This window comes from Amycolatopsis melonis, assembly GCF_040064235.1.
GTDB lineage: Bacteria > Actinomycetota > Actinomycetes > Mycobacteriales > Pseudonocardiaceae > Amycolatopsis > Amycolatopsis melonis.
The window spans coordinates 1-23,400 of sequence record NZ_JBDZYD010000010.1; the positions used below are offsets into that span (position 1 = coordinate 1).

Annotated in this window: 27 protein-coding genes and 2 tRNA genes; 12 read left to right on the forward strand and 17 right to left on the reverse strand. The window is 71.4% G+C overall.

All coding sequences use genetic code 11. The features are described from left to right. The 3 genes from ABJI51_RS25715 to ABJI51_RS25725 form a co-directional block, all read left to right on the forward strand. A partial coding sequence (locus tag ABJI51_RS25715) for an anti-sigma factor (protein ID WP_348953985.1) occupies positions 1–324 on the forward strand: 324 nt, incomplete at its 5' end. Beyond that, a complete protein-coding gene (locus ABJI51_RS25720; protein WP_348952893.1) occupies positions 321–1,103 on the forward strand; it encodes a SigB/SigF/SigG family RNA polymerase sigma factor in 783 nt (260 codons plus the stop codon). The genes ABJI51_RS25715 and ABJI51_RS25720, both read left to right, overlap by 4 nt. Before the next feature lie 62 nt (positions 1,104–1,165). After that, positions 1,166–1,585, forward strand: a complete 420-nt coding sequence (locus tag ABJI51_RS25725; RefSeq protein ID WP_348952892.1) for an ATP-binding protein — start codon at positions 1,166–1,168, stop codon at positions 1,583–1,585. Here ABJI51_RS25725 and ABJI51_RS25730 read toward each other — a convergent pair whose 3' ends face one another. Next, positions 1,586–2,071 carry a MarR family winged helix-turn-helix transcriptional regulator gene (locus tag ABJI51_RS25730; protein ID WP_348952891.1) on the reverse strand — a complete coding sequence of 162 codons (486 nt, stop codon included), beginning with the start codon at positions 2,069–2,071 and terminating at the stop codon, positions 1,586–1,588. A gap of 41 nt (positions 2,072–2,112) precedes the next feature. Between ABJI51_RS25730 and ABJI51_RS25735 the strand changes: the two genes are divergently transcribed. From ABJI51_RS25735 to ABJI51_RS25745, 3 genes are read left to right on the forward strand one after another with little or no spacing between them, the layout of a single operon-like run. Then, a complete protein-coding gene (locus tag ABJI51_RS25735; protein ID WP_348952890.1) occupies positions 2,113–3,090 on the forward strand; it encodes an aldo/keto reductase in 978 nt (325 codons plus the stop codon). A 10-nt stretch (positions 3,091–3,100) separates the two neighbouring features. Next, on the forward strand, positions 3,101–3,736 hold the full coding sequence (locus ABJI51_RS25740; protein ID WP_431605644.1) for a nitroreductase family protein: 636 nt from the start codon (positions 3,101–3,103) through the stop codon (positions 3,734–3,736). Continuing rightward, on the forward strand, positions 3,733–4,278 hold the full coding sequence (locus ABJI51_RS25745; protein WP_348952887.1) for an SMI1/KNR4 family protein: 546 nt from the start codon (positions 3,733–3,735) through the stop codon (positions 4,276–4,278). Before ABJI51_RS25740 ends, ABJI51_RS25745 begins: the two co-directional genes overlap by 4 nt. Here ABJI51_RS25745 and ABJI51_RS25750 read toward each other — a convergent pair. Together ABJI51_RS25750 and ABJI51_RS25755 are read right to left on the reverse strand one after the other, a co-directional pair. Next, positions 4,265–4,903, reverse strand: coding sequence for an alpha/beta fold hydrolase (locus ABJI51_RS25750; RefSeq protein ID WP_348952886.1), 639 nt, complete (start codon positions 4,901–4,903; stop codon positions 4,265–4,267). The genes ABJI51_RS25745 and ABJI51_RS25750 overlap by 14 nt on opposite strands. A 9-nt stretch (positions 4,904–4,912) precedes the next feature. After that, entirely contained in the window at positions 4,913–5,599 is a 687-nt protein-coding gene (locus tag ABJI51_RS25755; RefSeq protein WP_348952884.1) for an HNH endonuclease family protein, read from the reverse strand. 176 nt (positions 5,600–5,775) lie between these two features. On the opposite strand from ABJI51_RS25755, the gene ABJI51_RS25760 reads away from it, so the two are divergent. Together ABJI51_RS25760 and ABJI51_RS25765 are read left to right on the forward strand one after the other, a co-directional pair. Next, complete coding sequence (locus ABJI51_RS25760) at positions 5,776–6,819, forward strand: tetratricopeptide repeat protein (protein WP_348952883.1); 1,044 nt, start codon at positions 5,776–5,778, stop codon at positions 6,817–6,819. 27 nt (positions 6,820–6,846) lie between these two features. Beyond that, positions 6,847–7,335: a hydrogenase maturation protease gene (locus ABJI51_RS25765; protein WP_348952881.1), complete on the forward strand. Its 489-nt coding sequence runs from the start codon at positions 6,847–6,849 to the stop codon at positions 7,333–7,335. Positions 7,336–7,395: 60 nt separating this feature from the next. Here the strand turns inward: ABJI51_RS25765 and ABJI51_RS25770 are convergent, their stop codons facing one another. The 5 genes from ABJI51_RS25770 to ABJI51_RS25790 form a co-directional block, all read right to left on the reverse strand. Further along, positions 7,396–8,742 (reverse strand): cellulose binding domain-containing protein, encoded by a 1,347-nt coding sequence (locus ABJI51_RS25770; RefSeq protein WP_348952880.1) that lies wholly within the window; start codon positions 8,740–8,742, stop codon positions 7,396–7,398. Between the two features lie 11 nt (positions 8,743–8,753). After that, the gene (locus ABJI51_RS25775) at positions 8,754–10,379 is read right to left on the reverse strand and encodes a glycosyl hydrolase family 18 protein (RefSeq protein WP_348952879.1); all 1,626 of its coding nucleotides are present in this window, start codon (positions 10,377–10,379) and stop codon (positions 8,754–8,756) included. Positions 10,380–10,618: 239 nt separating this feature from the next. Next, positions 10,619–11,005, reverse strand: a complete 387-nt coding sequence (locus ABJI51_RS25780; RefSeq protein WP_348952878.1) for a hypothetical protein — start codon at positions 11,003–11,005, stop codon at positions 10,619–10,621. A gap of 91 nt (positions 11,006–11,096) precedes the next feature. Beyond that, entirely contained in the window at positions 11,097–12,089 is a 993-nt protein-coding gene (locus ABJI51_RS25785; RefSeq protein ID WP_348952877.1) for an ArsR/SmtB family transcription factor, read from the reverse strand. Positions 12,090–12,154: 65 nt separating this feature from the next. Continuing rightward, complete coding sequence (locus ABJI51_RS25790; RefSeq protein ID WP_348952876.1) at positions 12,155–12,796, reverse strand: NADPH-dependent F420 reductase; 642 nt, start codon at positions 12,794–12,796, stop codon at positions 12,155–12,157. 90 nt (positions 12,797–12,886) lie between these two features. Here ABJI51_RS25790 and ABJI51_RS25795 point away from each other — a divergent pair, with 90 nt between their 5' ends. Further along, positions 12,887–13,222, forward strand: a complete 336-nt coding sequence (locus ABJI51_RS25795; RefSeq protein ID WP_348952874.1) for a winged helix-turn-helix transcriptional regulator — start codon at positions 12,887–12,889, stop codon at positions 13,220–13,222. Between the two features lie 79 nt (positions 13,223–13,301). On the opposite strand, the gene ABJI51_RS25800 is transcribed toward ABJI51_RS25795, so the two are convergent. The 5 genes from ABJI51_RS25800 to ABJI51_RS25820 all read right to left on the reverse strand — a co-directional run bounded on the left by ABJI51_RS25800 (position 13,302) and on the right by ABJI51_RS25820 (position 18,021). After that, positions 13,302–13,375 (reverse strand) — tRNA-Arg (locus tag ABJI51_RS25800). A 46-nt stretch (positions 13,376–13,421) separates the two neighbouring features. Beyond that, a tRNA-Ser gene (locus ABJI51_RS25805) sits at positions 13,422–13,511 on the reverse strand. A gap of 65 nt (positions 13,512–13,576) precedes the next feature. Next, complete coding sequence (locus ABJI51_RS25810) at positions 13,577–15,289, reverse strand: phosphatidylglycerol lysyltransferase domain-containing protein (RefSeq protein ID WP_348952872.1); 1,713 nt, start codon at positions 15,287–15,289, stop codon at positions 13,577–13,579. Positions 15,290–15,326: 37 nt separating this feature from the next. Continuing rightward, positions 15,327–17,306 carry an acetoacetate--CoA ligase gene (locus ABJI51_RS25815; RefSeq protein WP_348952870.1) on the reverse strand — a complete coding sequence of 660 codons (1,980 nt, stop codon included), beginning with the start codon at positions 17,304–17,306 and terminating at the stop codon, positions 15,327–15,329. An 85-nt stretch (positions 17,307–17,391) separates the two neighbouring features. Beyond that, positions 17,392–18,021, reverse strand: a complete 630-nt coding sequence (locus ABJI51_RS25820; protein ID WP_348952868.1) for a dienelactone hydrolase family protein — start codon at positions 18,019–18,021, stop codon at positions 17,392–17,394. Positions 18,022–18,159: 138 nt separating this feature from the next. Between ABJI51_RS25820 and hisC the strand changes: the two genes are divergently transcribed. Further along, on the forward strand, positions 18,160–19,215 hold the full coding sequence (hisC, locus tag ABJI51_RS25825) for a histidinol-phosphate transaminase (protein WP_348952866.1): 1,056 nt from the start codon (positions 18,160–18,162) through the stop codon (positions 19,213–19,215). Here hisC and ABJI51_RS25830 read toward each other — a convergent pair. Further along, positions 19,205–19,564 carry a hypothetical protein gene (locus tag ABJI51_RS25830; protein WP_348952865.1) on the reverse strand — a complete coding sequence of 120 codons (360 nt, stop codon included), beginning with the start codon at positions 19,562–19,564 and terminating at the stop codon, positions 19,205–19,207. The genes hisC and ABJI51_RS25830 overlap by 11 nt on opposite strands. Positions 19,565–19,597: 33 nt before the next feature. Beyond that, positions 19,598–20,359: a sulfite exporter TauE/SafE family protein gene (locus tag ABJI51_RS25835; RefSeq protein WP_348952863.1), complete on the reverse strand. Its 762-nt coding sequence runs from the start codon at positions 20,357–20,359 to the stop codon at positions 19,598–19,600. 138 nt (positions 20,360–20,497) lie between these two features. On the opposite strand from ABJI51_RS25835, the gene ABJI51_RS25840 reads away from it, so the two are divergent. Together ABJI51_RS25840 and ABJI51_RS25845 are read left to right on the forward strand one after the other, a co-directional pair. Beyond that, positions 20,498–21,028 carry a SigE family RNA polymerase sigma factor gene (locus ABJI51_RS25840; protein WP_348952861.1) on the forward strand — a complete coding sequence of 177 codons (531 nt, stop codon included), beginning with the start codon at positions 20,498–20,500 and terminating at the stop codon, positions 21,026–21,028. After that, complete coding sequence (locus ABJI51_RS25845; RefSeq protein WP_348952860.1) at positions 21,025–21,822, forward strand: hypothetical protein; 798 nt, start codon at positions 21,025–21,027, stop codon at positions 21,820–21,822. Before ABJI51_RS25840 ends, ABJI51_RS25845 begins: the two co-directional genes overlap by 4 nt. A gap of 31 nt (positions 21,823–21,853) precedes the next feature. Here the strand turns inward: ABJI51_RS25845 and ABJI51_RS25850 are convergent, their stop codons facing one another. Together ABJI51_RS25850 and ABJI51_RS25855 are read right to left on the reverse strand one after the other, a co-directional pair. Continuing rightward, positions 21,854–22,591, reverse strand: a complete 738-nt coding sequence (locus ABJI51_RS25850; RefSeq protein WP_348952858.1) for a hypothetical protein — start codon at positions 22,589–22,591, stop codon at positions 21,854–21,856. Positions 22,592–22,733: 142 nt separating this feature from the next. Further along, positions 22,734–23,357 carry a GNAT family N-acetyltransferase gene (locus ABJI51_RS25855; RefSeq protein ID WP_348952857.1) on the reverse strand — a complete coding sequence of 208 codons (624 nt, stop codon included), beginning with the start codon at positions 23,355–23,357 and terminating at the stop codon, positions 22,734–22,736. Positions 23,358–23,400: the final 43 nt, after the last annotated feature.

The following is a 23,400-nucleotide window of genomic DNA, read 5'->3' on the forward strand; positions in this document are numbered from 1 at the left end:
ATCGTGGCCGACATCGCGATGCGCCAGGACTTCGACCTCGACGCCGTCGAGGATCTCCGGATGGCGGTGGACGAAGCCTGCTCGCTGCTCCTCCCCGCCAGCGCCGACGGCCGCCTGACCTGCACCTTCTCCTGGAGCGGGCCGCGCATCGAGGTGTCCGTCTCGGTGCTGTCGGACACCGCGGAGCACGAGGACGACGCCGGGCTGTCGTGGCAGCTGCTCACCGCGCTCGCGACGACGGCCGAGCGCACGATCACGCCGGAGAACGGCCGGTACCTCTCCCGGGTCGACCTCGTCCGGGAGAGCCAGGCGGCGACCTCGTGACCGATCCCGCCGACGGCCGCGGGGAGGACGAGCCGGACACCGGCGCGCTGTTCGCCCGGCTCGCCACGCTGCCGCCGGGCTCGCCGGAGCGGGAACGCATCCGGGACACCCTCGTGCGCGCCCACCTCGAACTGGCCCGCAACCTGGCCAGGAAGTTCCGCAACCGGGACGAGGCGATGGAGGACCTGGTCCAGATCGCCACGGTCGGGCTCATCCACGCCGTCGACCGGTTCGACCCCGGCCAGGGGACGGACTTCCTGGCGTTCGCGGTGCCCACGATCTCCGGCGAGCTGCGCCACCACTTCCGGGACAACAGCTGGTCGGTGCGGGTGCCGCGGCGGCTCAAGGAGCTGAACGCGAACATCTCCGCCGCCCGCGAGGAGCTGACCGTCCAGCTGTCGCGCGCGCCGAAGCCCAGTGAGATCGCCGCCCGGCTCGGCGTGCCCGTCGAGGACGTCTACGAAGGTCTTCGCGCCGGTCAGGGCCGCTACGGCGCGTCGCTGGACCACCTGCTGGAGAACGCGGCGCACACGCGGTTCGGGGCGCCGGACGCCGAGCTGGGGCAGGCCGAGCTGCGCGAGGCGCTGCGCCCCATGCTGGAGAGCCTGCCCGAGCGGGAGCGCAAGATCGTCGCGCTGCGGTTCGGGTCGGGGATGAGCCAGTCGGACATCGCGCGCCGCGTCGGGGTGTCCCAGATGCAGGTGTCGCGGTTGCTGGCTGCGACGCTGAAGAAACTGCGTTCGGGCCTGGACGAATCCGAGCTGGCCGACGGCACCTGATTAGCCGCTCGGCCGCCTGGGTACTTGGCGGGCGGTACCGAACTCACTGGGAGGGGGACCGGATGACGACGTCGAGGATGCCGCAGCGGACGGCGGCGGCAGCCGTCCCCGTGAAGGTGCTCCTCCCCGCCGACGTCACGGCCCCGGCGCTGGCGCGGCACCGCGTCCGCGCGGAGCTGCTCGGCCGCGGCCTGCACGAGCGCCAGCTGGACGACGTCCTGCTGGCGACGTCGGAGCTGGTCACCAACGCCTTCGAGCACGGCGAGCGGCCCCAGCGGCTGGAGCTGGAGTACGACGACGGGCAGCTGACACTGCGGGTGCACGACACCGGCGCGCTGCTGCCCGAGCTGCGGGCGCCGTCCCCGGCCGAGGCCCGCAGCCGCGGGCTGGTGCTGGTGCAGGCGCTGTCGGTGGACTGGGGGTTCGAGCGCTGCCCTGGCGGCAAGTACGTCTGGGCCGTCTTCCGGATCCCGGACGCCTGATCAGAGCACCTCGCGCGCGGCTTCGGTCTCCCCGATCCGCTCGCGGAACGGCTTGCGCTCCAGTGCCTCGGCGACGGCGTCCAGCAGCGTACGCAGCGAGTACGGCAGCTCGGCTTCCAGCGCGGCCATGGCTTCGGTCGTGGCCGTCCACTCCGCCTCGATCAGCGGCAGCAGCTCCCGCGTCTTCCGGGTGAGCGAGACGATCCGCTGCCGCGCGTCGGCGCCCGGTTCGAGGCTGACCAGGCCGGCCCGGTTCATCTGCGCGACCGTCTGGCTGGCCGCCGAGTGCGTCACGCGCATGGCTTCGGCGAGGTCGCGGATGGACAGCGGGCCGTGCTGCAGCAGCGCCCGCACCACCGGGGAGTACCGCGGGCGGTAGTCGCCGAGGCCGAGGTCGGCGAGGAACCGTGCGACGTCGCCGTCGAGGATCTCGAGGACGTGCCGCATCCGGGTCCCCAGCCCTTCCGGACCCGATGTGATGGCCATGACGGCCGATCATAGGCGCGCCCGTGTGCTTGGATCGCGGCATGGAGAACCGGAAGATCACCCGCCTCGGCCGCGAGGTGTCCGTCGTCGGGCTCGGCTGCTGGCAGCTCGGCGCGGACTGGGGCGAGGTCGACGAGAACGACGCACTGGCCGTGCTGAACGCGGCGGCCGACAACGGTGTCACCTTCTTCGACACCGCCGACGTCTACGGCGACGGCCGCAGCGAACGGCTGGTCGGCCGGTTCCTCGCCGAACGCGGCGACGTCTTCGTGGCGACGAAGATGGGCCGGCGGCTCGAGCAGGTGCCGGAGAACTACGTCCGGGCGAACTTCCGCGAGTGGAACGACCGCTCGCGCCGCAACCTGGGCGTCGACACGCTGGACCTGGTCCAGCTGCACTGCCCGCCGACGCCGGTGTACTCGTCCGACGCGGTGTACGACGCGCTCGACGAGATGGTCGCCGAGGGACGGATCAAGGCGTACGGCGTGAGCGTCGAGACGTGCGAGGAGGCGCTGACGGCGCTGGCGCGGCCGAACGTCGCCTCGGTCCAGATCATCCTGAACTGCCTGCGGCTCAAGCCGCTGGAGCGCGTGCTGCCCGCGGCGGCGGAGGCGGGCGCCGGGATCATCGCGCGGGTGCCGCTGGCGTCGGGCCTGCTGTCCGGCCGCTACACGGCGGACACGACGTTCGCCGAGAACGACCACCGCACCTACAACCGCCACGGCGAGGCGTTCGACGTCGGCGAGACGTTCTCCGGCGTGCCGTACGAGGTCGGGCTGCAGGCGGTCGAGCGGCTGCGCGGGCTGGTGCCCGCCGGGCAGACGCTGGCGCAGTTCGCGCTGCGCTGGATCATCGACCAGCCGGGCGTGAGCACGGTGATCCCGGGCGCCCGCAACGCGTCCCAGGCGGCGGCGAACACCGCGGCGGCGGCGTTGCCCCCGCTGTCGGCGGAGGCGCTGGACGGCGTCCGCGAGACGTACGACGAACTCGTCCGCCCGCTCGTCCACGACCGCTGGTAGGCCGGCGATGATGACCCCCGAAGAGCTGCTGACGACGACCCGCACGGTCCGCAGGCGCCTCGACCTGAACCGGCACGTGCCGCTCGACCTGGTGAAACACTGCATCCAGGTGGCCATGCAGGCCCCAAGCGGTTCGAACACCCAGCGCTGGCACTGGCTGGTGGTCACGGACGCGGACCGGCGCGCGGCGCTCGGGGAGATCTACCGCAGGGCGTGCCACGAGTACCTGGAGTCCCCGCAGGCGGCGGCCAAGCTGTTCGCGGACGACCCGGTCAGGGCGGCGGTCCAGCAGCGGGTCGGGGCGAGCATCGAGTACCTGGCCGACCGGATGGGCGAGGTCCCGGTGCTGGTGGTCCCGTGCCTGGAGACGTCGTCACCGGAACTGCCACCGGGCAACCAGGCCGGGCTGTGGGCGTCGCTGCTGCCGGCGGTGTGGAGCTACATGCTGGCGGCCCGTTCGGTGACGCTGGGCACGGCGTGGACAACGCTGCACCTGAAGTACGAACGCGAGGCGGCGGAGGTGCTGGGACTGCCGCCGAATGTCCACCAGGCAGCACTGATCCCGACGGCGTTCTACACGGGTGACACGTTCAAGCCCGCGGCACGGCAGCCGTTGGACGAGGTCCTCCACCTGGACCGGTGGTGAGCTGGAGAGGAGTCCGGGAACGGCTGGCCGCACTGGCGGCCGCCGACCCGGAACTCCGGCGGTTCGGGGCCGGGCACCACCGGTACGAGGTTTCCCGGCCGCTGCCGGAGAAGGCGGTGGCGAAGTTCGAGGCGCGGCACGGAGTGACGCTGCCGGAGGAGTACCGCAGCTTCCTGCTCACCGTGGGCGAGAGCGGCGCCGGGCCGGACTACGGCCTGTACCGGCTCGGCGCGCCGGAATGCCGAGACGAACCGGGCAGGCCGCCCGGCTTCCTCGCGACGCCGTTCCCGCACACGAGCGCGTGGAACCACCCGGACGGCGGCGAGATCCCCGACGACCGCTACTTCGACGAGCGGTGGATCACCGGCTCGCTGATGCTGTGCCACCAGGGCTGCGGCGCCTACTACCGGCTCGTCGTCACCGGCCCGGAGCGCGGCCGCCTGTGGTTCGACGACCGCGTCTCCGACGGCGGCCTCTCCCCCTGCGGCGTCGGTTTCCGCGAGTGGTACCTGAACTGGCTCGAAGCTCCTACAGGTAGCTGATCAACCGGTCGGCCAGTTCGGCGGGCCGGCTCAGTGCGACGCAGTGGCCGCCGTCGATCTCGTCGGGGGTGATTGCCAAGCGCTCCTGGGCCACCCGGCGCTGGAAGTCCGGGACGAAGAACCGGTCGTCGCGGCAAAGCAGGACATGCGTGGGGATGTCCGGGTGGGCCGGGAGGGGCCATGGCTCGTCCCACTCCTTGCTCACCTGGTCGCGCCCGCGGGACTGGCACTCCCGGGCCAGTTCCGGGGTGACGTCGTTGAAGTACTGCTCGGTTTCGCTCAGTCCCGCCGGCGCCGCGAAGCCCGTGTTGCCCCACCACTGCCCCGGCGGCTCGCCCGGTGCCGGGATCATCCCGGCCAGGTACACCAGCGTCCGCGCGCGGACCTTGGCCGCGACCAGTGGTGCCGTGAAGCCGCCGTACGAATGGCCGACGACCGCCACGTCCGTGCGGTCGCCGAGGGCCGACAGGACCGTGTCCGTGAACTCGGCCAGTCCCGCCGACGGGTCCGTGATGGGCAGGTCGGGCGCGACCGCGTCGTGGCCGCGGGCCGCCAGTTCCGGGACGAGCCGGTGGAAGTCCCAGCCGCTGCCGCCGCCTCCGTGGATCAGCGCGAACGTCGTCACGCCGCCAGCTCAGCAGCGGCGCAGCATGTCCGTCAAGGCGGTTTTCTCCGCCTGCGTCACCGTCAGCCCGTAGTAGTGCTTCACGACGATCCAGTCGGTCGCGTACGTGCACCAGAACGACACCAGCGGCGGCTTCCACTGGTCCGGGGCCTTGTCGCTCTTCTGCTGGTTGACGTTGTCGGTGACGGCGAACAGCTGCGGGCGGGTCAGGTCGTTGGCGAACTGCTCGCGCTTCTCCGCCGTCCACGTCTTCGCGCCGCTCGCCCACGCCTGGCCCAGCGGGACCATGTGGTCGATGTCGAGGTCGGTCGGCTTGGTCCACGTCTCGCCGTCGTACACGCTGGTCCAGGTGCCCGACGTCGGGCGGCACTCCTTGTCGGTCCGGACGTCCTTGCCGTCACGCTTGAGCACGACCTCGCGGGTGTCGCAGCCGGCGCCCTGGCTGTCCCAGTGCTTGAACTTCTCGCGCGAGTAGCCGTCCATGGACGTCCGCGCGGCGATGGTCAGCTCGTCGAGCTGCTTCTGCGCGTCGGCGGCGCTGACCGGGACCGGGGCCGAGGACGACGATGACGACGCAGGCGGCGTCGCGCCCGCACCCCTGCTCGTCACCCAGTAGCCGAAGAGGGCGACCGCCAGGATCGCGGCTACCAGCAGGATCCGCTGCGTCACGCTGAGCCGAAAGCTGCGGGCGGCCACGATTTTCTCCTCTCACCTGCGCGTGCGCGCGGCGTAGTCTCACCTCTGCCGGCCCGGAAAACCGCGCCGACACGACGACCTGGCGCGAATGTGATCTCGCCCACCCACGGCGGAGGTGTCACACCGGGCCGCTGAACTGCGACTACCGGGGCAGGACCAGCCGGAGGGAGCAGCCGATGCCCGGTCGGCTCAAGAAGTTCGACGAGTTCTTCCAGCGCAAGGCGGCCGAGGGCGGCAACGTCGTGGCCATGGCCCGGCTGGGCGCCGCGTTGCGGGAACGCGGGGAGCTCGCCGAAGCCGAGTCCTGGTACCGCCGGGCCGCGATGGGCGGCGACCGCGTCTCGATGACCGCGCTGGCCCACCTCCTCGCCGACCGCGGCGCGCAGGAGGAAGCCGACCGCTGGTACCACGAAGCGGCGCTGGCCGGCGAGCCGCACGGGATGCTGAACCTGGCCCGGTCCTGCGAGCGGCGCGGCAGGCGCGACGACGCCCTGCACTGGTACGGCGAGGCCGCGCGCACCGGCGACGCGCCGTCGATGGCCGCGTTCGGGCGGCTGCTGCGGGAGCAGGGCGACGGCGAAGCGGCCGAGCCGTGGCTGCGGCAGGCCGCCGAGACCGGCCTCACCGGCGCGATGATCGACCTGGGCCTGGTGCTGCGCGACCGTGGCCAGGCCGCGGAGGCGGCGCGCTGGTGGCGGTCCGCGGTGCTCGCCGGCGACCTCGCGGCCGCCTGCCAGCTCGGCAGGCAGGCGGAACGGCTCGGCAGGCCGGGCGACGCGGAGTCGTGGTACCGCCAGGGCGCGGCGGGCGGCCACGTCGAGTCGGCGGTCCGGCTCGGCCTGCTGCTGCACCGCCGCGGCGACGTCGAGGAGGCCGAGAACTGGTACCTCGACGCGGCCGAGCAGGGCGACCCGGCGGCGATGACGAACCTCGGCGTCCTGGCCCGCACCCGCGGCGACGACGGCGAAGCGGCCGCCTGGTACCGCAAGGCCGCCGAGCACGGCAGCATCCCGGCGCTCACGAACCTCGGCCACCTGGCCGAGCACCGGGAGGACTTCGCCGAGGCCGAGGACTGGTTCCGGCGGGCCGCGGAGACCGGCGACGTCCAGGGAATGCTCAGCCTGGCCCGCATGCTGCGGTCGCGGGGCGCGGCGCAGGAGGCCGAGCTGTGGCTGGCCCGCGCCGAACACATCGAGGACGACCGCGAACCTATTGTGTGATCCACTTCACAGTTCTAGCCTGGACGGATGAGGCCACGAGTCCTGGTCGCAAGCATCGGCAACGTCTTCCTGCGCGACGACGGCTTCGGTGTCGAAGTGCTCAAGGAACTCGACCGGGCCGGCCTGCCCCCGTGGGTGCAGATCGCCGACTACGACATCGCGGCGGTCCACCTGGCCTACGACCTGACGGGCGGCTACGACACGACGATCCTGCTGGACGCCACCCCGCACGGCCGGCCACCGGGCACGCTGTCCCTGACCGAGGACCTGACGGCGGCCTCGGCACTGGACGCGCACGGCCTGCACGGCGACGCGGTCTTCCGCCTCCTGCGGCTCCTGGGCGGCGACGCGGGCCGCGTCCTGGTCCTCGGCTGCGAGCCGGCCTGCGTCGACGGCGGAATCGGGCTGTCCCCGCAGGTCGCGGCCGCGGTCCCGGCGGCGGTGCGCGCGGTGACCGAACTGGCGTGGGGCGCGAGCCCGGAGCTGCCTGTCCTGTCGCAATCGACCGAGGTCTGAAACGCGAAGGGCCCCCTTGCCGGCCCGGGGAGCCGGCAAGGAGGCCGTTTCACGACGGCGTCAGAAACCCGCCGTCACCCTCGTGAAGTCCCAGTCGTTCTGGGCGATGCCGCTGCACGCCGACTGGACGCCGCCGCCAGGGCAGCCTCGGTCGCGGTTGACCGACCAGAACGCCAGGCGGCCGATGTTGTTCGCCTTGGCCCAGGTGGTGATCCGGGTCCACGTGTCCACGCTGGTCAGCTCCTGCTGGTCGGACAGGCCGTTCATGCCGGAGATGCCCAGGTGGTTGTACGCGGTGGCGTCGCTCCAGCCGAACGTCGACTTCAGCTTGTCGCGCAGGCCGTTGGCCGCGCTCACCGTGCTCGCGTACATGTCCGCGCCGCCGCCGAAGTCGAACGGCATGATCGTGAACACGTCCACGTTCGCGCCGAGGGCCTTCGACCGGTCGATGAGCCGGTTGCCGTAGTAGTTCGGGCCGGTCGTCGACGTGCCGAACGTCAGGATCGTCTGGATGCCCGGGTTGTTCTGCTTGACGATCTTCAGCGCGCCCAGGATGCGGTCCTGCACGGTCTCGTTCTCGAACTCGTCGGAGTTCTCGATGTCGATGTCGATCGCCTTGAGCCCGTAGGCGTTGATCACCTGCTGGTAGGCGCCGGCCAGTGCCTCCGGCGTCGAGCAGTTCGGGCCCAGCTTGTTCCCGCTCCAGCCGCCGAACGACGGCACCACCTGGCCGCCCGCCGCCTTGATCTGCGCGATCGCGTTCGCGTCCGCGCTGCCCTGCAGCGGACGGCTGCTGTCCCACGCCGGGGTGCAGCCACCGGAGGCGTTGACGAACGCCATGGTGAACCACTTGACGCCGGTCGCGTTCATCACCGTCTGCGGGCTCGGCGGGTTGCCCCAGCCCATGTACAGGTACGGCGCGCCCCGGCCGCCCGGCTGCTGCGGCGGCGTGGTGGTCGGGGGTGGTGTCGTCGTAGGCGGCGGTGTGGACGTCGGTGGTGTGCCCCCGGCGTCGCAGGAACCCCCGTTCAGCCGGCAGTTCGACGGCGCGACGTACGTGCCGGAGTACGTCACGTTGAACCCGAAACTCGCACTACCGCCGTTGGACACGTTGCCGTTCCAGGTGTTCTTGACGGTGACGTGCTGGCCGGACGCGGTGTAGCTGCCGTCCCACAGCGACGAGATCTTCGCGCCACTCGGCAGGTCGAACTCGACCGTCCAGCTCGGCAGCGTCGAGCCGGAACCGTTGCTGATCGTGTACTTGCCTTCGTACCCGGTGCCCCAGTCGGAGCCCTTGCTGAAAGTCGCCGAGACCCCGCCCGCCGCGTTCGCCGGCGCGATCACGACCACCGCGCCGACCGTGGCGGCCACGGCGGTCAGTCCCAGTGCGGACAACCACTTCCTCATGATCGGTCCTTTCAGGACAGTCCGTTGCGCATGGCGGTGATGAGCTCGCCGTTGCTGGTGTCGCCGGTCAGCTCCCAGAAGAAGGCGCCGCCGAGGCCCTGCTGCCTGGCGTAGGACATCTTTCCGCCGATGGTCGACGGGGTGTCGTAGCTCCACCAGTTGCTGCCGCACTTCGCGTACGCGGTGCCGGCGATCGTGCCGGTCGACGGGCAGCTGTTCTTGAGGACCTTGTAGTCCTCGATGCCCTGCTCGTAGGTGCCCGGCGCTGGTCCGGTGGCGGTGCCGCCCGGCGCGTCCTGCGTGACGCCGGTCCAGCCGCGGCCGTAGAACCCGATGCCCAGCAACAGCTTGCTCGCCGGGACGCCCTTGCTCTTGAGCTTCTGGATCGCGGCGTCGGAGTAGAAGCCGGCGGTCGGGATGCCCGCGTAGGACGTCAGCGGCGAGTGCGGAGCGGTCGGGCCCTGCGCGGCCCACGCGCCGAAGTAGTCGTAGGTCATGACGTTGAACCAGTCGACGTACGGCGCGGCGCCCGCGTAGTCGGCGACGTCGAGCTTGCCGCCGTTGCTGCCGTCGGCCGAGATGGCCGAGGTGATCAGGAACGAGGAGCCGAACTTCGCGCGCAGCGCGGCCATCAGGTTCTTGTAGGCCGCGGCCCCGCTGGTGTCACAGGAAAGGCCGCACGCGTTGGGGTACTCCCAGTCGATGTCGATGCCGTCCCAGATGTCGGCCCAGCGCGCGTCCTTCAGCAGGTTGTAGCAGGACTGCGCGAACGCGGCCGCGTTCTGCGCGGCCTGGCCGAAGCCGCCGGAGTACGTCCAGCCGCCGAACGACCAGATCACCTTCAGGCCCGGGTGCAGCTTCTTCAGCTTGCGCAGCTGGTTGAAGTTGCCGGCGACGGGCTGGTCCCAGGTGTCGGCGACGCCGTCGACGCTGCCCGCGGCGTCGTAGGTCTTCTGGTAGTCGGCGTACGGGTCGTCGTTGGCACTGCACTGGCCGTTCTTGACGTTGCCGAACGCGTAGTTGATGTGGGTCAGCTTGCTCGCCGAGCCCGAGGTTTCGATGTTCTTGACGTGGTAGTTGCGCCCGTAGACGCCCCACTGCACGAAGTAGCCGACGTTCTTCAGCCCACCCGGCTGCGGCGGCGTGGTCGTCGTCGGCGGGGTGGTCGGCGTGGTCGGGACGGTGGTGGTCGGCTGGGTCGGGGTCGTCGGGGTGGTGGTCGGGGTGCTGCCGCCGGCGTCGCAGGAGCCGCCGTTGAGCCGGCAGTTCGCGGGCGCGGAGTAGGTGCCGGAGTAGCTGACGTTGAAGCCGAAGCTGGCGGTGCCGCCGTTGCCGACGTTGCCGTTCCAGGTGTTCTTGACGGTGACGTGCTGGCCGGACGCGGTGTAGCTGCCGTCCCACAGCGACGAGATCTTCGCGCCGGACGGGAGGTCGAACTCGACCGTCCAGCTCGGCAGCGTCGAGCCCGAGCCGTTGCTGATCGTGTACTTGCCTTCGTACCCGGTACCCCAGTCGGAGCCCTTCGTGAAGGTGGCGCCGACGCCACCGGCGGCGTTCGCGGGCACGGTGACGAGGCCGACCGCGAGCGCGCCGACCGCGGTGAACAGACCGAGGAGGTGCCATCTCTTTCTGGACATCGCTCTCCTTTGAGCCAGGTGCGGGGACGGCAGACACCAACACCACCGGCGGGGATCCGGGCGGTGTTTTGCGCCGTTTGCGGAAACGGTACGTGGTCCAGACCAATTATGGAAGCGTCACCACGGAGCGTGGTTAGTGGTCAAGACCAATGGCCGGTCCGCGCACCGAACTGGTCCAGACCGGTTACGCAAAGCAGCCGGGCCCGGTTTCCCGGGCCCGGCTGGCGGCGGTACGGCGATCAGCAGTTGACGTAGTGGATGCTGACCTGGGTCGAGTAGGTCCCCGACGGGGCGTTCAGCGTGAAGGACTTCGACGCGCCCTTCGGGCCCACCCACGGCCCGTCGCTGACGCCGCCGTTGCTCCAGTGCGACCGGACGTACGGGCACCGGCCGTCGGCCTTGTCGTCGGTCACCTTCCCGCTGACGGTCCGGTAGTCGTTGCACCACGTGCCCGAGGCGTGGCCTTCGCTGATCTTGAGCGTCCAGTTCTCGCACGGCAGGGCGAGCCGCTGGCCGGCGGCGGCGGGCCGGGCGGCGTCCGTCCCGGTCGCGGCGCTCGCGGTGGCGGTCGCGCCGCCGGCCACCAGCAGGCCGAGTACCCCGGCCACGGCTGCAGTCCTGAGCATCCTCATGTCGTTCCCCCTTCGCGTCGGGTTTTCCTGACCCGGGCGACCCTGCCACCGCGGCCGCGCGCGAACGGCGTGCTTCGAACAGGCTCTAACGACTTCCGCGGTCCAGCACGGCCAGGCCCAGCGGCGTGATGAGGTGGGTGGCGAGGTTCTCGTGCCGGTCGGTGGTGATGAGGCCTGCGTCGCGCAGGACGTTCGTGTGGTGGCTGACGGTCGCCGGCGCGACCCCGGCCTGCTTCGCCAGCCGGGTGGTGGTGCTGCCGCGGACGGCCGAGCGCAGGATGGTGGCCCGGGTGGCGCCCAGCAGCGCACTCAGGTGATCACCGCGTTCCCGGGCGGCCAGCAGCCGCGCCCCGGGCCGGATCGGCACGGCCAGCACCGGACGCAGCCGCGGGTCGGCGAGCGCGACGGGATGCTGCACGCCGAAGTAGCTGGGGATGAGCACGAGACCCCGGCCGTCGAGGTGCAGGTCGCGATCGACGGGATACCCGACCGCGAGCACCGGCGGCTGCCAGCGGGTGGCGGGCCCGAGCCACCGCAGCAGCCCTTCGGGCCCACCGTGCAGGTAACGCTGAACCCCGGCGGCACATTCGATGCGCAGTCCTTCGCCGACGACGTCGAGCTGCGGCTCGATCAGCGCGTGGAAGTACAGCCGCAGCGCCCGCCGCAGCTCCCCCGTCGCGGAGGGCTTCGCCGCAGCCAGTTCGCCGAGCCAGGCGGCAGCGGGCCCGCAGACGGGCTCCAGCCGCCCGACTTCGGCCCGCAGTCGCCGCGCGGGCGTCGCGAGGACGAGTTCGGTGGCGGTACGGACGTCGGGCACGTCCTCCGGAGGCGTCAGGAAGTCCGGAAAGTACGCGGCATGCGGAGCGACAGTCATCAGCAGCTGCACCGCGGCCTGCAGCCGCCGGTCCCCGCGCACGCGTTCGCGCACCCGCCGCCGCCACGCCTCGAAGGCCAGGCCACCGCCGGAGTGCTGCAGCGCCTGCACGCTGCCGACGATCTCCCACATCAGGTCGATGTCCAGCTTCAGCCGGGTCCGCGCGAGATCGGCGTCGGTGAAGTGGATGCGCAGCTGCGGCACGTCGTCCCCCCTGGAAGCACGTTCCGCGCTTCAGGTGTCGCCGGAACGCCGCCCGGGTACGGAAGTCAGCCGGTAGGAGCAACCCGGCGGGGCTCGACATCGGGCACGGCCAGGCGCGGGTTGGCGCCTGCGGCGACGACGCGCATGACGAATCCGGCCGCTTCTTCCAGCTGGCGCGCCGCGTCGAGCCCGCCGACCACCACACCCTCACCGCCGAGGTCCGCGACCAGCTCGGCCGCATGGCCGAGCGCGCCCGGGTCGTCCCCGCAGAGCGCCACCACCGGCCGCCGCGGACCAGTGTGTGGCCAGGAGGTCCCGGCGAACAGGTGCAGTGCCTTGACCACGTGCGCACCCGGCGCGTGGCGGGCGACGAATTCCGCGGCCGAGCCGGACGCCGGACGCAACCGGCCGGTCGCGTAGTCGACGGCGTTCGTGCAGTCGAGCACGGTCTTCCCGCCCAGCCCGCCCCGGTCGGCGCCGACCAGGGACAGCGCGCCGGCCAAGCCGTCGTAGGCGACCGCCACGAGCACGACGCCGGCCCGGGCGGCGAACTCGTCCGGCGCAACGGCTTCCGCGCCGATCTCGGCCGCCGCGGCCCGGACCCGATCGGCGTCCCGGCCGGTGAGCACCACCGCACGGCCCGCGGCGAGCCATGCTTTCCCGAGCGCGACAGCCAAGTTCCCGGTCCCCAGAATTCCCACGTGCACGGCTACCTCCTACTTCGAACGGGTCTGCCGGCCACGTTAGGGAGCCCGTTCCTACCGATCGGGAGGACAAGAGGTGCCAGACTGGCCGCCGTGACCGACGGAATCTGCCCGCCCTTCGCGTCCGACTGCCATGTCCGGGCGGCGGTCGAACTGATCAGCCACACGTGGGATCCCGTCCTGCTGTCGGCCCTGCGCCGCGGCCCGACGCGACGCAACGACCTGCTGACCCGCATCGCGGGCATCAGCGACAAAGTGCTGACCGAGTCGTTGCGCCGCCTCACGGAACGACGCCTCGCCACCAAACAGGACGGCGGCGGAACCGCGGCGACGTACGAGCTGACCGCACTGGGCGAGTCGTTCGCGAGCGGCCCGCTCGCGCAGCTGGCCCGGTGGGCGGCGGAACACCAGGACGAAATCGCCGGGTGACGTCCGTCGCTTTTCCTGCCGGAACAAGAAAGAAGCCCCCCTCTCGCGAGGGGGGCTTCTTTGCTGTCTCAACCAGACGTGCGCCCGAAGGGATTCGAACCCCTGACCTTCTGATCCGTAGTCAGATGCTCTATCCAGCTGAGCTACGGGCGCTTGTTCAGTTGTTCTCTAACCTAGCACCCGGCGAACCGGGGGCCAGCGGAGGCTCCGGGATTTGAACCCGGGAGGGGGGGTTACCCCCAACCGCATTAGCAGTGCGGCGCCATAGACCAGACTAGGCGAAGCCTCCTGGGCCCAACGACCACTGCTCAGATAGGTTACACACCCCCCGATCACCCCCGAACCCGACCCCCCTTACGCCCGGCGCAGCAGCCTGAGCAGGCGCGGAGAGCGGCCTCCGAGGCCCTCTGCCTCGAAGGTTGCAATGCCCACCCTCGGCAGCTCGCGGACGCCCGGGTACACCAGGTACCGGGGCACCCAGCGGGGCTGGAACTTCGCGTTGAAGCGGTACAGCGTCTCGATCTGGATCCAGCGCGAGAAGAAGTGCAGGACCTTCGCCGCCGCCTTCGCCACCGGGCCCGCGCCGATGCGGCGGCCCTGCTCCATCAGGGCGCGGAACGCCGCGAAGTTCAGGGACACCTGGCGGACTCCGTGGTGGCGGGCCGCCAGGAGGAGTTCCGAGATCATCAGCTCGTTGACGCCGTTGTCGGCCGTGCGGTCGCGGCGCATCACGTCCAGCGACAGGCCCGTCGTGCCCCACGGGACGAACTGGAGCACGCCGCGCACGCGGCCGCCCTGCTCGGCCGTCACCAGGACCGAGCCGGGGTCGCCCATGCGGCCCAGCGCCATCGAGAAGCCGCGCTCGGTGTCCGTGCCGCGCCAGTTCGCCGCCAGTGCCGCCAGTTCGTCCAGCTCGCCGGGCCGCAGGTCCTCGGCGCGGCGGACCAGCACCTTGTAGCCCGCGCGCTTCGTGCGGGCCGCCGCCTGGCGGACGCCGCGCATGCTGCGGCCGTCCAGGGTGAACTCGTCGGCGTCGACCACCGCTTCGTCGCCGATCTCCAGTACCTCCAGCCCGAAGCGGGCCCAGACCGTCGCGCCCAGCTCGGAGACGCCCATCGCGGCCGGGACCCAGCCGCCCCGGCGGCAGACCTCCAGGTACTCCTCGATCGCGCCGGGCCACGCCTCGTGGTCGCCCAGCGGGTCGGCCGAGCACAGCGCCACCCCGGCGATCACGCGGTAGGTGACCGCGGCCTTGCCCGTCTTCGAAAACACCGCGAACTTGTCCCGCCGCAGCGCGAAGTAGCCGAGCGAGTCACGCTCGCCGTGCTCGTCCAGCAGTCCGCGCAGGCGGTCGACCTCGTCGTCGGACAGCCGCGGCGCCGGCTCGGCCGAGCGCAGCAGGAAGTACGCCGACACCCCGACCGCGGCGAGGCCGAACAGCAGGCCCACCGCCGCGGTCAGGTCCTCCAGCCACAGCTGGTGGAACACCGCGGGCCCGCTGACGCCGACGAGCGCGAGCGCCGACTCCGCCACCCGGTCCGGGAAGCTCATCGGCTCCAGCACCGTCCGGGACGCCACCGACAGCAGGATGACGTTGATCACGAACCCGGCCAGCACCAGCTGCAGGAACACCCGCACCGCCCGCCAGCGCCCGACGACCGGGTCCGGCTTCGCGACGAAGTACCGCCGGTTCGCGATCAGGCCTGCCAGCAGCACCGTCGACACCAGGCCGGCGCCGAAGACGTGCTTGAGCCCGATGTGCGACACCGTGAGCAGCACCGTCGCGCCGATCGCCAGCTGCCAGGCCCGGCGCTTGCGGCGCCGCAGGCCCGCGGCCAGCATCACCAGCAGCACGCCCGTGACCAGCGCCACGGTCGCCGCCGCCACCGTGGCCTCCTGCGGCAGCTCCAGCCACTCCGAGAGGTGCCCGCGCAGGTTCCGGCCGGCGGGCACGAGGACCGACGCCACGGTGAGCAGGCCCGCGAGCCGGGTCACCCAGGTGATCACCCCCACAGTGGTGGTCCCCGCCACCTTCCAGGTGATTTGCGCGCGTGTCCCCGTCACCACCTGTGCACCCTGCCGTGGCCCATCCTGCCTCCCCCATCTACCCCCCGGCGAGCTCCACGAACGGCGCCAGTGCCGCCGGGTTGGCCAGCGCGTCGCGGCTGACGGCCCGGTCGGGAGCCACACCGGCGAGGATCTTCTTCACCGGTACCTCACACTTCTTACCGTTCAAGGTACGAGGTATCTCGGAAACCACGACGAACCGATCGGGTACATGGCGTGGTGACAGCGCGCTACGCAGTTCCTTCCGCAGCGCCGGTTCGACGTCTTCGAGCGCGACGCCGTCGGCGAGCACCACGAAACAGATCAGCTGCCCGTCCTCGTTCCCGGCGGCCGAAGTGTCCACGACCAGGGAATCCAGGATCTCGTCGTACCCCTCGACGACCCGGTAGAACTCCGCCGTGCCCATCCGGACGCCGCCGCGGTTGAGCGTCGAGTCGCTGCGGCCGTAGATCACCGCCGAGCCGCGGTTGGTGATCCGGATCCAGTCGCCGTGGCGCCACAGGCCGGGATACATCTCGAAGTACGCCTCACGCAGGCGCGAGCCGTCGGGGTCGTTCCAGAAGAACACCGGCATCGACGGCATCGGCTGGGTGATCACCAGCTCGCCGACCTCCTCGACGACGGCGTTGCCCGCCTCGTCGAAGGCCTTGACCGCGGCGCCGAGCGCCGGGCAGGACAGCTCGCCGAGCCAGACCGGGACGTCGGGCGCCGACGCGACGAACGCCGCGCACAGGTCGGTGCCGCCGGAGACCGAGCAGATCTGGACGTTCTTCCCGACCTCGTCCGCGATCCACCGGAAGCCTTCGACGCTCAGCGGCGCGCCGGTCGAGCCGAGTGCGCGCAGCGCCGTCAGGTCGTAGCGCTCGGCAGGCTTGATGCCCGCCTTGAGGCAGCTCTGGATGAACGGCGCCGACGTGCCGAAGTAGGTGACGCGGTGCTGTTCCGCGAGGTGCCAGAGCGCGTTGAGGTCCGGATACCCCGGGCTGCCGTCGTAGAGCACGATCGTGGTGCCGACGAGCAGGCCGGAGATGAGGAAGTTCCACATCATCCAGCCGGTGGTGCTGAACCAGAAGAACCGGTCGCCGGGCCCGAGGTCGGTCTGCAGCGCGAGCGCCTTGAGGTGTTCGAGGGTGATGCCGCCGTGGCCGTGCACGATGCCCTTCGGCAGGCCGGTGGTGCCGGAGGAGTAGAGCACCCACAGCGGGTGCGCGAACTCGACCGGCTCGAACAGCAGCGTCGAGCCTTCGTGCTTCGCGAGCAGCTGGTCCCAGTCGAGCGTGCCGTCCATGCGGCCTTCGCCGACGTACTCGACGAGGACCGTCGCGGCCAGCGACGGCAGCTTCGCCTGCAGGTCCGCGATCGTCGTCCGGATGTCGAACTGGCGGCCGTTGTATGCGTAGGCGTTGACCGCGAAGAGCACCTTCGGCTCGATCTGCACGAAGCGGTCCGCGACCGCACGGACGCCGAAGTCCGGCGAGCACGACGACCAGATCGCGCCGATGCTCGCCGTGGCGAGGAACGCGACCAGCGTCTGCGGGCAGTTCGGCGCCAGCGCGACGACGCGGTCGCCCTTGCCGACGCCCAGCTCCAGCAGCGCCGCCCGGGCCGCGGCGACCTGGGCACGCAGCTTGCCGTAGGTCAGGTGGCTCGCGAGGCCGTCCTCGCGATGGAAGATCACCGCGGTTTCGTCGTCGGCCTTCGTGGCACCCGCGACGCCCGGGGTGAGCGCGTGCTCGGCGTAGTTCAGCGTCCCGCCCTCGAACCAGACGGCGTCCGGCATCGCGCCTTGGAGCACCTCACCGGGCTGGTCGTGCCAGCGGACGCCGAGGAAGTCCGCGACCGCGGCCCAGAAGTCCGGGCCGCGCTCGACCGAGAACTCCCACAGCGAGCGGTAGTCGTCCACCTCGACGCCGCGCTCGGCGCGCAGCCACTGGCGGAAGGCTTCGATCTTGGTGTCGGCAACGTGGCCCGGCTCGGGGCGCCAGAGCACTTCGGGGGCGTCGGCGGTGTGCGTCACGCTCCGAGCCTAATCCTTCCGAACGCGAAGTCACTGTGGCCGGAACCCACACGGAACCCGGGTCGGAGGTGGTGCTCGCCCACACCTAACGCAGGTGCGCGTCGAACCAGTCGAGGGTGCGCTGCCACGCCTCCGCGGCCGCGCCAGGGTCGGCGTCGAAGCGGTGGTTGGCGCCCGGGTAGTGGACGACGTTCGTGGCGACCTTCGCCGACGCGGCCGCGTCACGCAGCTGCTCGACGTCGGCGCCGCCCGCCTCGTCGCCGGCGTCGCCGTACATGCCGAGCCAGGGGCTGGTGAGCCGCCCGGCGATCTCGACCAGCGCGGGCAGCTCGGCGGCCTGCTGCCCGCCGACGCTGACCGCGGCGCCCAGCTTCCGGTGCGAGGCGACGACGAGGGCCGCGGTGCCGCCGAGGTCGAAGCCCATCACGCCGAGCAGGTCGGCCTGGACGCCGCGCTCGACGAGCCAGGCCAGGGTCAGGTCGGTCGCGTCGAGCAGGTCCTGCTGGGTGAGGCGCGCGTCGTCGAGGTGCGGGGTGACGGTCAGCCAGCCCTCCGTGGCGAGGCCGGCGAGCAGCAGCTTCACGCCGTCGGTGACGCCGTCCGCCTCGTGCAGCACCACCAGGCCGCCGCGAAGCGACCCTTCGGGTTCCGAGCAGGTCAGGCGCAGGGCAGGGCCGCCGGGGCGCTGGTAGTCCACGGTGCTGGTCGAGGTCATGCCGTCACTCAATCACTTGGAGGTGAACGGGAGATACCCCCAGTGTCCCACCGGGGACCGCCTGAAGGGAGTCGCGCGGCGGCGGGCGGAAAAGATACGGTGACCGGGTCGTCCCGTCGAATTCCAGGAGCGCCGAAGATGCCGTCCGTGTCCCCGCGTGCCGATCTCGAATCGTTGCCGAAATACGTCCCCGGCCGGACGATCGAAGGCGCGATCAAGCTGGCGAGCAACGAGGTGCCCGGCGGCGCGCTGCCGAGCGTCGCGCGGGCGATCGCCGAGGCCGCGGCGGGCATCAACCGTTACCCGGACACGGGTTCGCAGGCGTTGCGCGAGCGGCTCGCCCGCGAACTGGACGTGCCGGTGGACCGCGTCGCGATCGGCTGCGGCTCGGTGTCGCTGTGCCAGCAGACGATCCAGGCGGTGTGCGCGCCCGGCGACGAGGTGATCTTCGGCTGGCGCTCGTTCGAGGCGTACCCGATCGTCACGCAGGTCGCGAACGCGGTGTCGGTGAAGGTCCCGATCACCGAGGGCCAGGAACTCGACCTCGACGCGATGGCCGCGGCGATCACCGGCCGCACGCGCGTGGTCTTCGTCTGCAACCCCAACAACCCGACCGGGACGGCGATCCGCCGCGCAGAGCTGGAGCGCTTCCTGGACGCGGTCCCGGAGCGCGTGCTGGTCGTCCTGGACGAGGCGTACAAGGAGTTCGTCACCGACCCCGAGGTCCCCGACGGCGTCGAGTACACCCGCACCCGGCCGAACGTGATGGTGCTGCGCACGTTCTCGAAGGCGTACGGCCTCGCGGGCCTGCGCGTCGGGTACGCGATCGCGCCGGAGCCGATCGCCGACGCGATCCGCCAGGTGTACGTGGCGTTCTCGGTGAACATGCTGGCCCAGGTGGCCGCGCTCGCTTCGCTCGACGCGGCGGACGAGCTGCTGGAGCGCTGCAAGGAGATCGTCGCCGAGCGCGGCCGGGTGCGCGACGCGCTGATCGCGGCGGGGTACCAGGTGCCGGAGACGCAGGCGAACTTCGTGTGGCTGCCCCTGGGCGAGCAGGCGGTCCCGTTCGCCGAGCACGCACTGGACCGCAAGCTGGTGGTCCGCCCCTTCGCCGGCGACGGCGTCCGCGTGACCATCGGCACCCGCGAGGAGAACGACCTCTTCCTGTCCGCGGCGCGCGACTTCAGTCGCTGAAGTTCGCTGGTCCGGGCGGGACCAGGCGTTCCAGGAGAGTGTGGATCTGCGCCATTCCCTGGGCCATGGTGGCGAACTTCTCGTCGGTTTTGGCGAAGCCCTCGGCGATCGCTTGGCCGTGCTCGAGCTGGGTTTCGCGCAGGGCGTTGAGGGTCTGGTTGTGCGCTCGAAGCTCGTCTCGCAGGTCGGCGGCATCCCGGTCGGCGCCACCGGCAAGGACACGAGCCGCGGCGGCGTCACTGCGAGCCGCCGCGGCGTCGGACGCGGCGACCGTGAACTGGTCGCGGAGTCGCAGAACTTCGGCTTCGAGCACCCGAACGCGCCGGTCGAGGTCTTCCGGGTCCGTCATGGATCGAATCGTACCGAGCCCGGAGGGGCCGCCCTACTTGAGCGAAAGCTGTATCACCGCGGCGACGCCGATCACCACGATGACGCCGCGCAGTACCGCCGGCGGCAGCTTGCGGCCGATCTTCGCGCCGAGGAAGCCGCCGGCGGTGGAGCCGACCGCCAGCCACAGCACCACCGGCCAGCTGATCGGGGCCACGAACGCGTAGATCACGCCGGCGACGACGTTGACCACGGCGGCGAGGACGTTCTTGACGCCGTTCAGCTTCTGCAGGGGTTCGCTCAGCAGCATTCCCAGCACGGCCATCAGCATCACGCCCTGTGCGGCGGTGAAGTACCCGCCGTAGATGCCGATGAGGAAGACGAAGAACATCAGCAGGGGGCCGGGTTTGTGCTCGGTGCCGTTGGCCTCGCGGCGGGCGGCCACCCACTTCGACACCTTCGGCTGGACGATCACCAGGACCACCGCCAGCCCGACGAGCACGGGGACGACGGCTTCGAAGGCGTCCTTCGGCAGCGAAAGCAGCAGGACGGTGCCGCCGATCGCGCCGAGGAAGGACGCGACGGCGAACCTGACGGTCTGCGGCCAGTAGCCCTTGAGCTCGTGCCGGTATCCCCAGGCACCGCTGAGGGTGCCGGGCGCGAGGCCGATGGCGTTGGACGTCGTCGCCGTCACCGGCGGATAGCCGAGCGCGACGAGCACGGGGAACGTCACCAGGGTCCCCGACCCGACGACGGCGTTGATGGTGCCCGCCCAGATCCCGGCGACCACGACGATCACCGCGTGCCACCACGTCATGAAGCAATCACGTGCGGAGCCTAAGCATCGTGGGCGGGTCCCGCGACGCAGATGTGTCTGGGCAGACACTCACCACGGCGATGCAGCGTCCCGGCCGCGCCGTGCGTAAGCAGCGGTACCTGACAAGAAGGAGGCCCGATGCGGGCAGCCGACGAGGATCGGTTTCGCGAGTTCGCCCGGGGCAACGCCGTCATGCTGCGCCGGTACGGCTACCTGCTGTGCGGTGACTGGCACCTGGCCGAGGATCTCGTCCAGACCACGCTGTACAAGATGTACGGCGCGTGGCCGCGGATCCGCGGCACCGACCGCCCGATGAGCTACGCGCGGCGGACGCTGACCCGCTGCTGGCTCGACGAGCGGCGGCGGCCGTGGCGGCGGTCCGAGCACCACACCGACGCGCTGCCGGAAGTCGCGGACGAGACGGCGGATCCGTCCCGCCACCCGGCCGGCCTGCGCCCCGAATTGGCCACGGCGCTGGCGGCCCTCGCGCCGCGGCAGCGGGCGGTGCTGGTGCTGCGGTACTTCTGCGACCTGCCGGTCGCCGACGCCGCCCGCGAACTGCGGTGTTCCGAAGGAACGGTCCGGAGCCAGACCGCACGGGCCCTGCAGACGCTGCGCGGCGTCTACCCCGCCGAATCCGGTTTCCTGGCAGAAAGCGAGCTGCAATGAACGAGCAGACCCTGGCCCGCGAGTTCACCGCGGCCGTGCACCCCGAACCGCCGCTGGGCTTCGACCCGGACGAGGTCGTCACCCGGGCAGGCCGGCGGCGCCGTCGCCGCCGGAACAGCCTGCTCACCGGGGCCGCCGTGGTGGCGGCACTCGCCGCTGTCGCGATCACGCTCACCGGACCGGCGGCTCCTGCCCCGGTCCAGCCGGCCGGAGCGCAGACGGTCACGCCGTCCGACGGACATCGCTGGTGGCCGCCGGGTGACATCGCCCAGCCGACCGAAGCGCGGCTGCGGGCCCGCGCCCCGGAGGTCGCCGACCATCTCGAGGCGGTCCTGCGCACGATGGTGCCCCCGGCCGACCAGCTCCGCCGCCGCTCCAACGACTCGGGCCGCTTCGGCGGCGTGCTGCCGCCGAGCCAGGTCGGCGTCCGCACCCAGGAACACGGCGGCCCGGAGGACGGCGGCTACTTCATCTCGGTGGAGGTGTTCGTGCCGGCCGTCCCGGTCACCCGGTTCCAGCCGGTGCAGCTGTGCGCGGAGCTGAAGAAGCAGATCAGCCCGGAAACGACGTGCCGCTACTTCGAGGTCGGCGCGGGAGGGGCCCGGGTGGTGGCGGAAACGGACACCGTGGACCGGGCGAACACCAGGCAGCACAGCATCTCGGTGACCGACTTCCGCGCGGACGGCACGTTCGTCGTGGCCACGGTGTTCAACTCGCCGGGAGTCGAAGCCCCGCTGCCGCTGACCGCCGACCAGCTCACCACGGTGGCCGGCGACCCGGGACTGACGCTGTAGCCGGGCGGCCGGGACGACGGCTCGGCGCAGGTCACTTCTTGACAGGCATCCAGGAAGCGACCTCGGCCAGCGCGTCGAGTGTCTCGTCGTCGAAATGGCCGGTGGCGTTGTCGGCTTCGGCCACCACCATGCCGTAGCCCTCCGGGCGGGAGGCGTAGTGCAGCCCGGTCATCTTCACCCCGGCCACCCCGAGCACCACCGCGACGTCCAGCGGCCGCACATCTCCGCTTCCGTGCACCCGCTCGACCTTTTCGAACGCGGCAGCCTGCTTTCTGCTCCGGAACCCGACACGCACCACGGAAATGACCGCGGCGTTGCGATGCCCGTCACCGACAGCCAGCAGCATCCGATGCAGCGACGAGCACGGTGTTCTCATCAGGAACTCCCGCACCTTGCCCGTGGCGGCTGCGACGCACTCGGCCGCGTGCTCGAGGTCGTGGACCTCTCGTCGCAGCTGCTTGACCTTCAACTTGCTCCACGCCTCGTCGGGCTTGCCCTTCTTCGCCGACTCGCCGGCTTCGGCCCGGCGGGTCTTGATCGACCGTCCCGGCAGTGAGTCGACGACGTCGCCGGCGGCATTGCCGGCGAATGCCTCGGATGCCGCTCCTGCTCCGCCACCACCACCCGCGAAGAGACCGCCCGCGCCCACCCCGGCGACGCCGCCTCCGGCGAGGACCACCGCGGCAGCAACCGCCACCAACGGACCCGAACCGCCCTTGCCATCCTCGAGGTAAACCCGGTTTCCGTTCTTGGTGATCCAGCGACCCACGTCTGCGCTCCCCCTCGCATCGGTTCTGTGCGCCTCATGGGCGCGACGGGTGACTGAATGTCTACGCAGCGCATCGGTCCGTGGTTGCCCGCCGACCGAGTGAATCTCGCGCGAGTCCCGGCGGACCTGACCGGGCGCGCGGTCATGACGCTCCTTCCGGGACATGCGCCGGGACCACTTCGGACTCCACCCGCCACCCCAGGGCGCCGTACAGGCCTCGCCCGGCCTCGGAGGCCAGCAACGCGCTCGACTCCGCCGCCGCCGCGGCGCTCAGGTGGTGCATGACCACCCGGCCGAGGCCGCGGCGGCGGTGTTGTGGCTGCGTCTCGATCTGGTCGAACACCGCCACGCCCGACGCCACCGCGACCCTCCCCCGGGCCGCCGGGGCTCCGGCGCACGACACGGCCACGTCCCACACCGGCCCGTCTCCACTGACCGTCACCGCGTACGGCGACGGCACCGAAACCGGAGGCAGTGCCCCCTCGAACGTCATCAGGTACTCCGTCTCTCCCACCTCCCACTCCGATGTCAGCCCGGCCACGACCTCGCCGCGCGCGCCGCACGTCTTCAGCCACGTGCCCGGCGATGCCGCCGTCCTGGCCCGTGCTGCCACTGCCGACGGCGAGCGCAGCAGGTACCGCACCCGGTGTCCCGGCAAGCCGACGTCGACGCGGTAGCCGTCGGGTTCGGCGACCGGTGGTGGCGTCGCCCGGGACACCGTCCAGCCACGCACCCATGCCCCCAGGATCTCCATGTCCGTGATCATGGCAGCCACCCCCGACAATTCCGGGAGCTGAGAGGATGGGGTC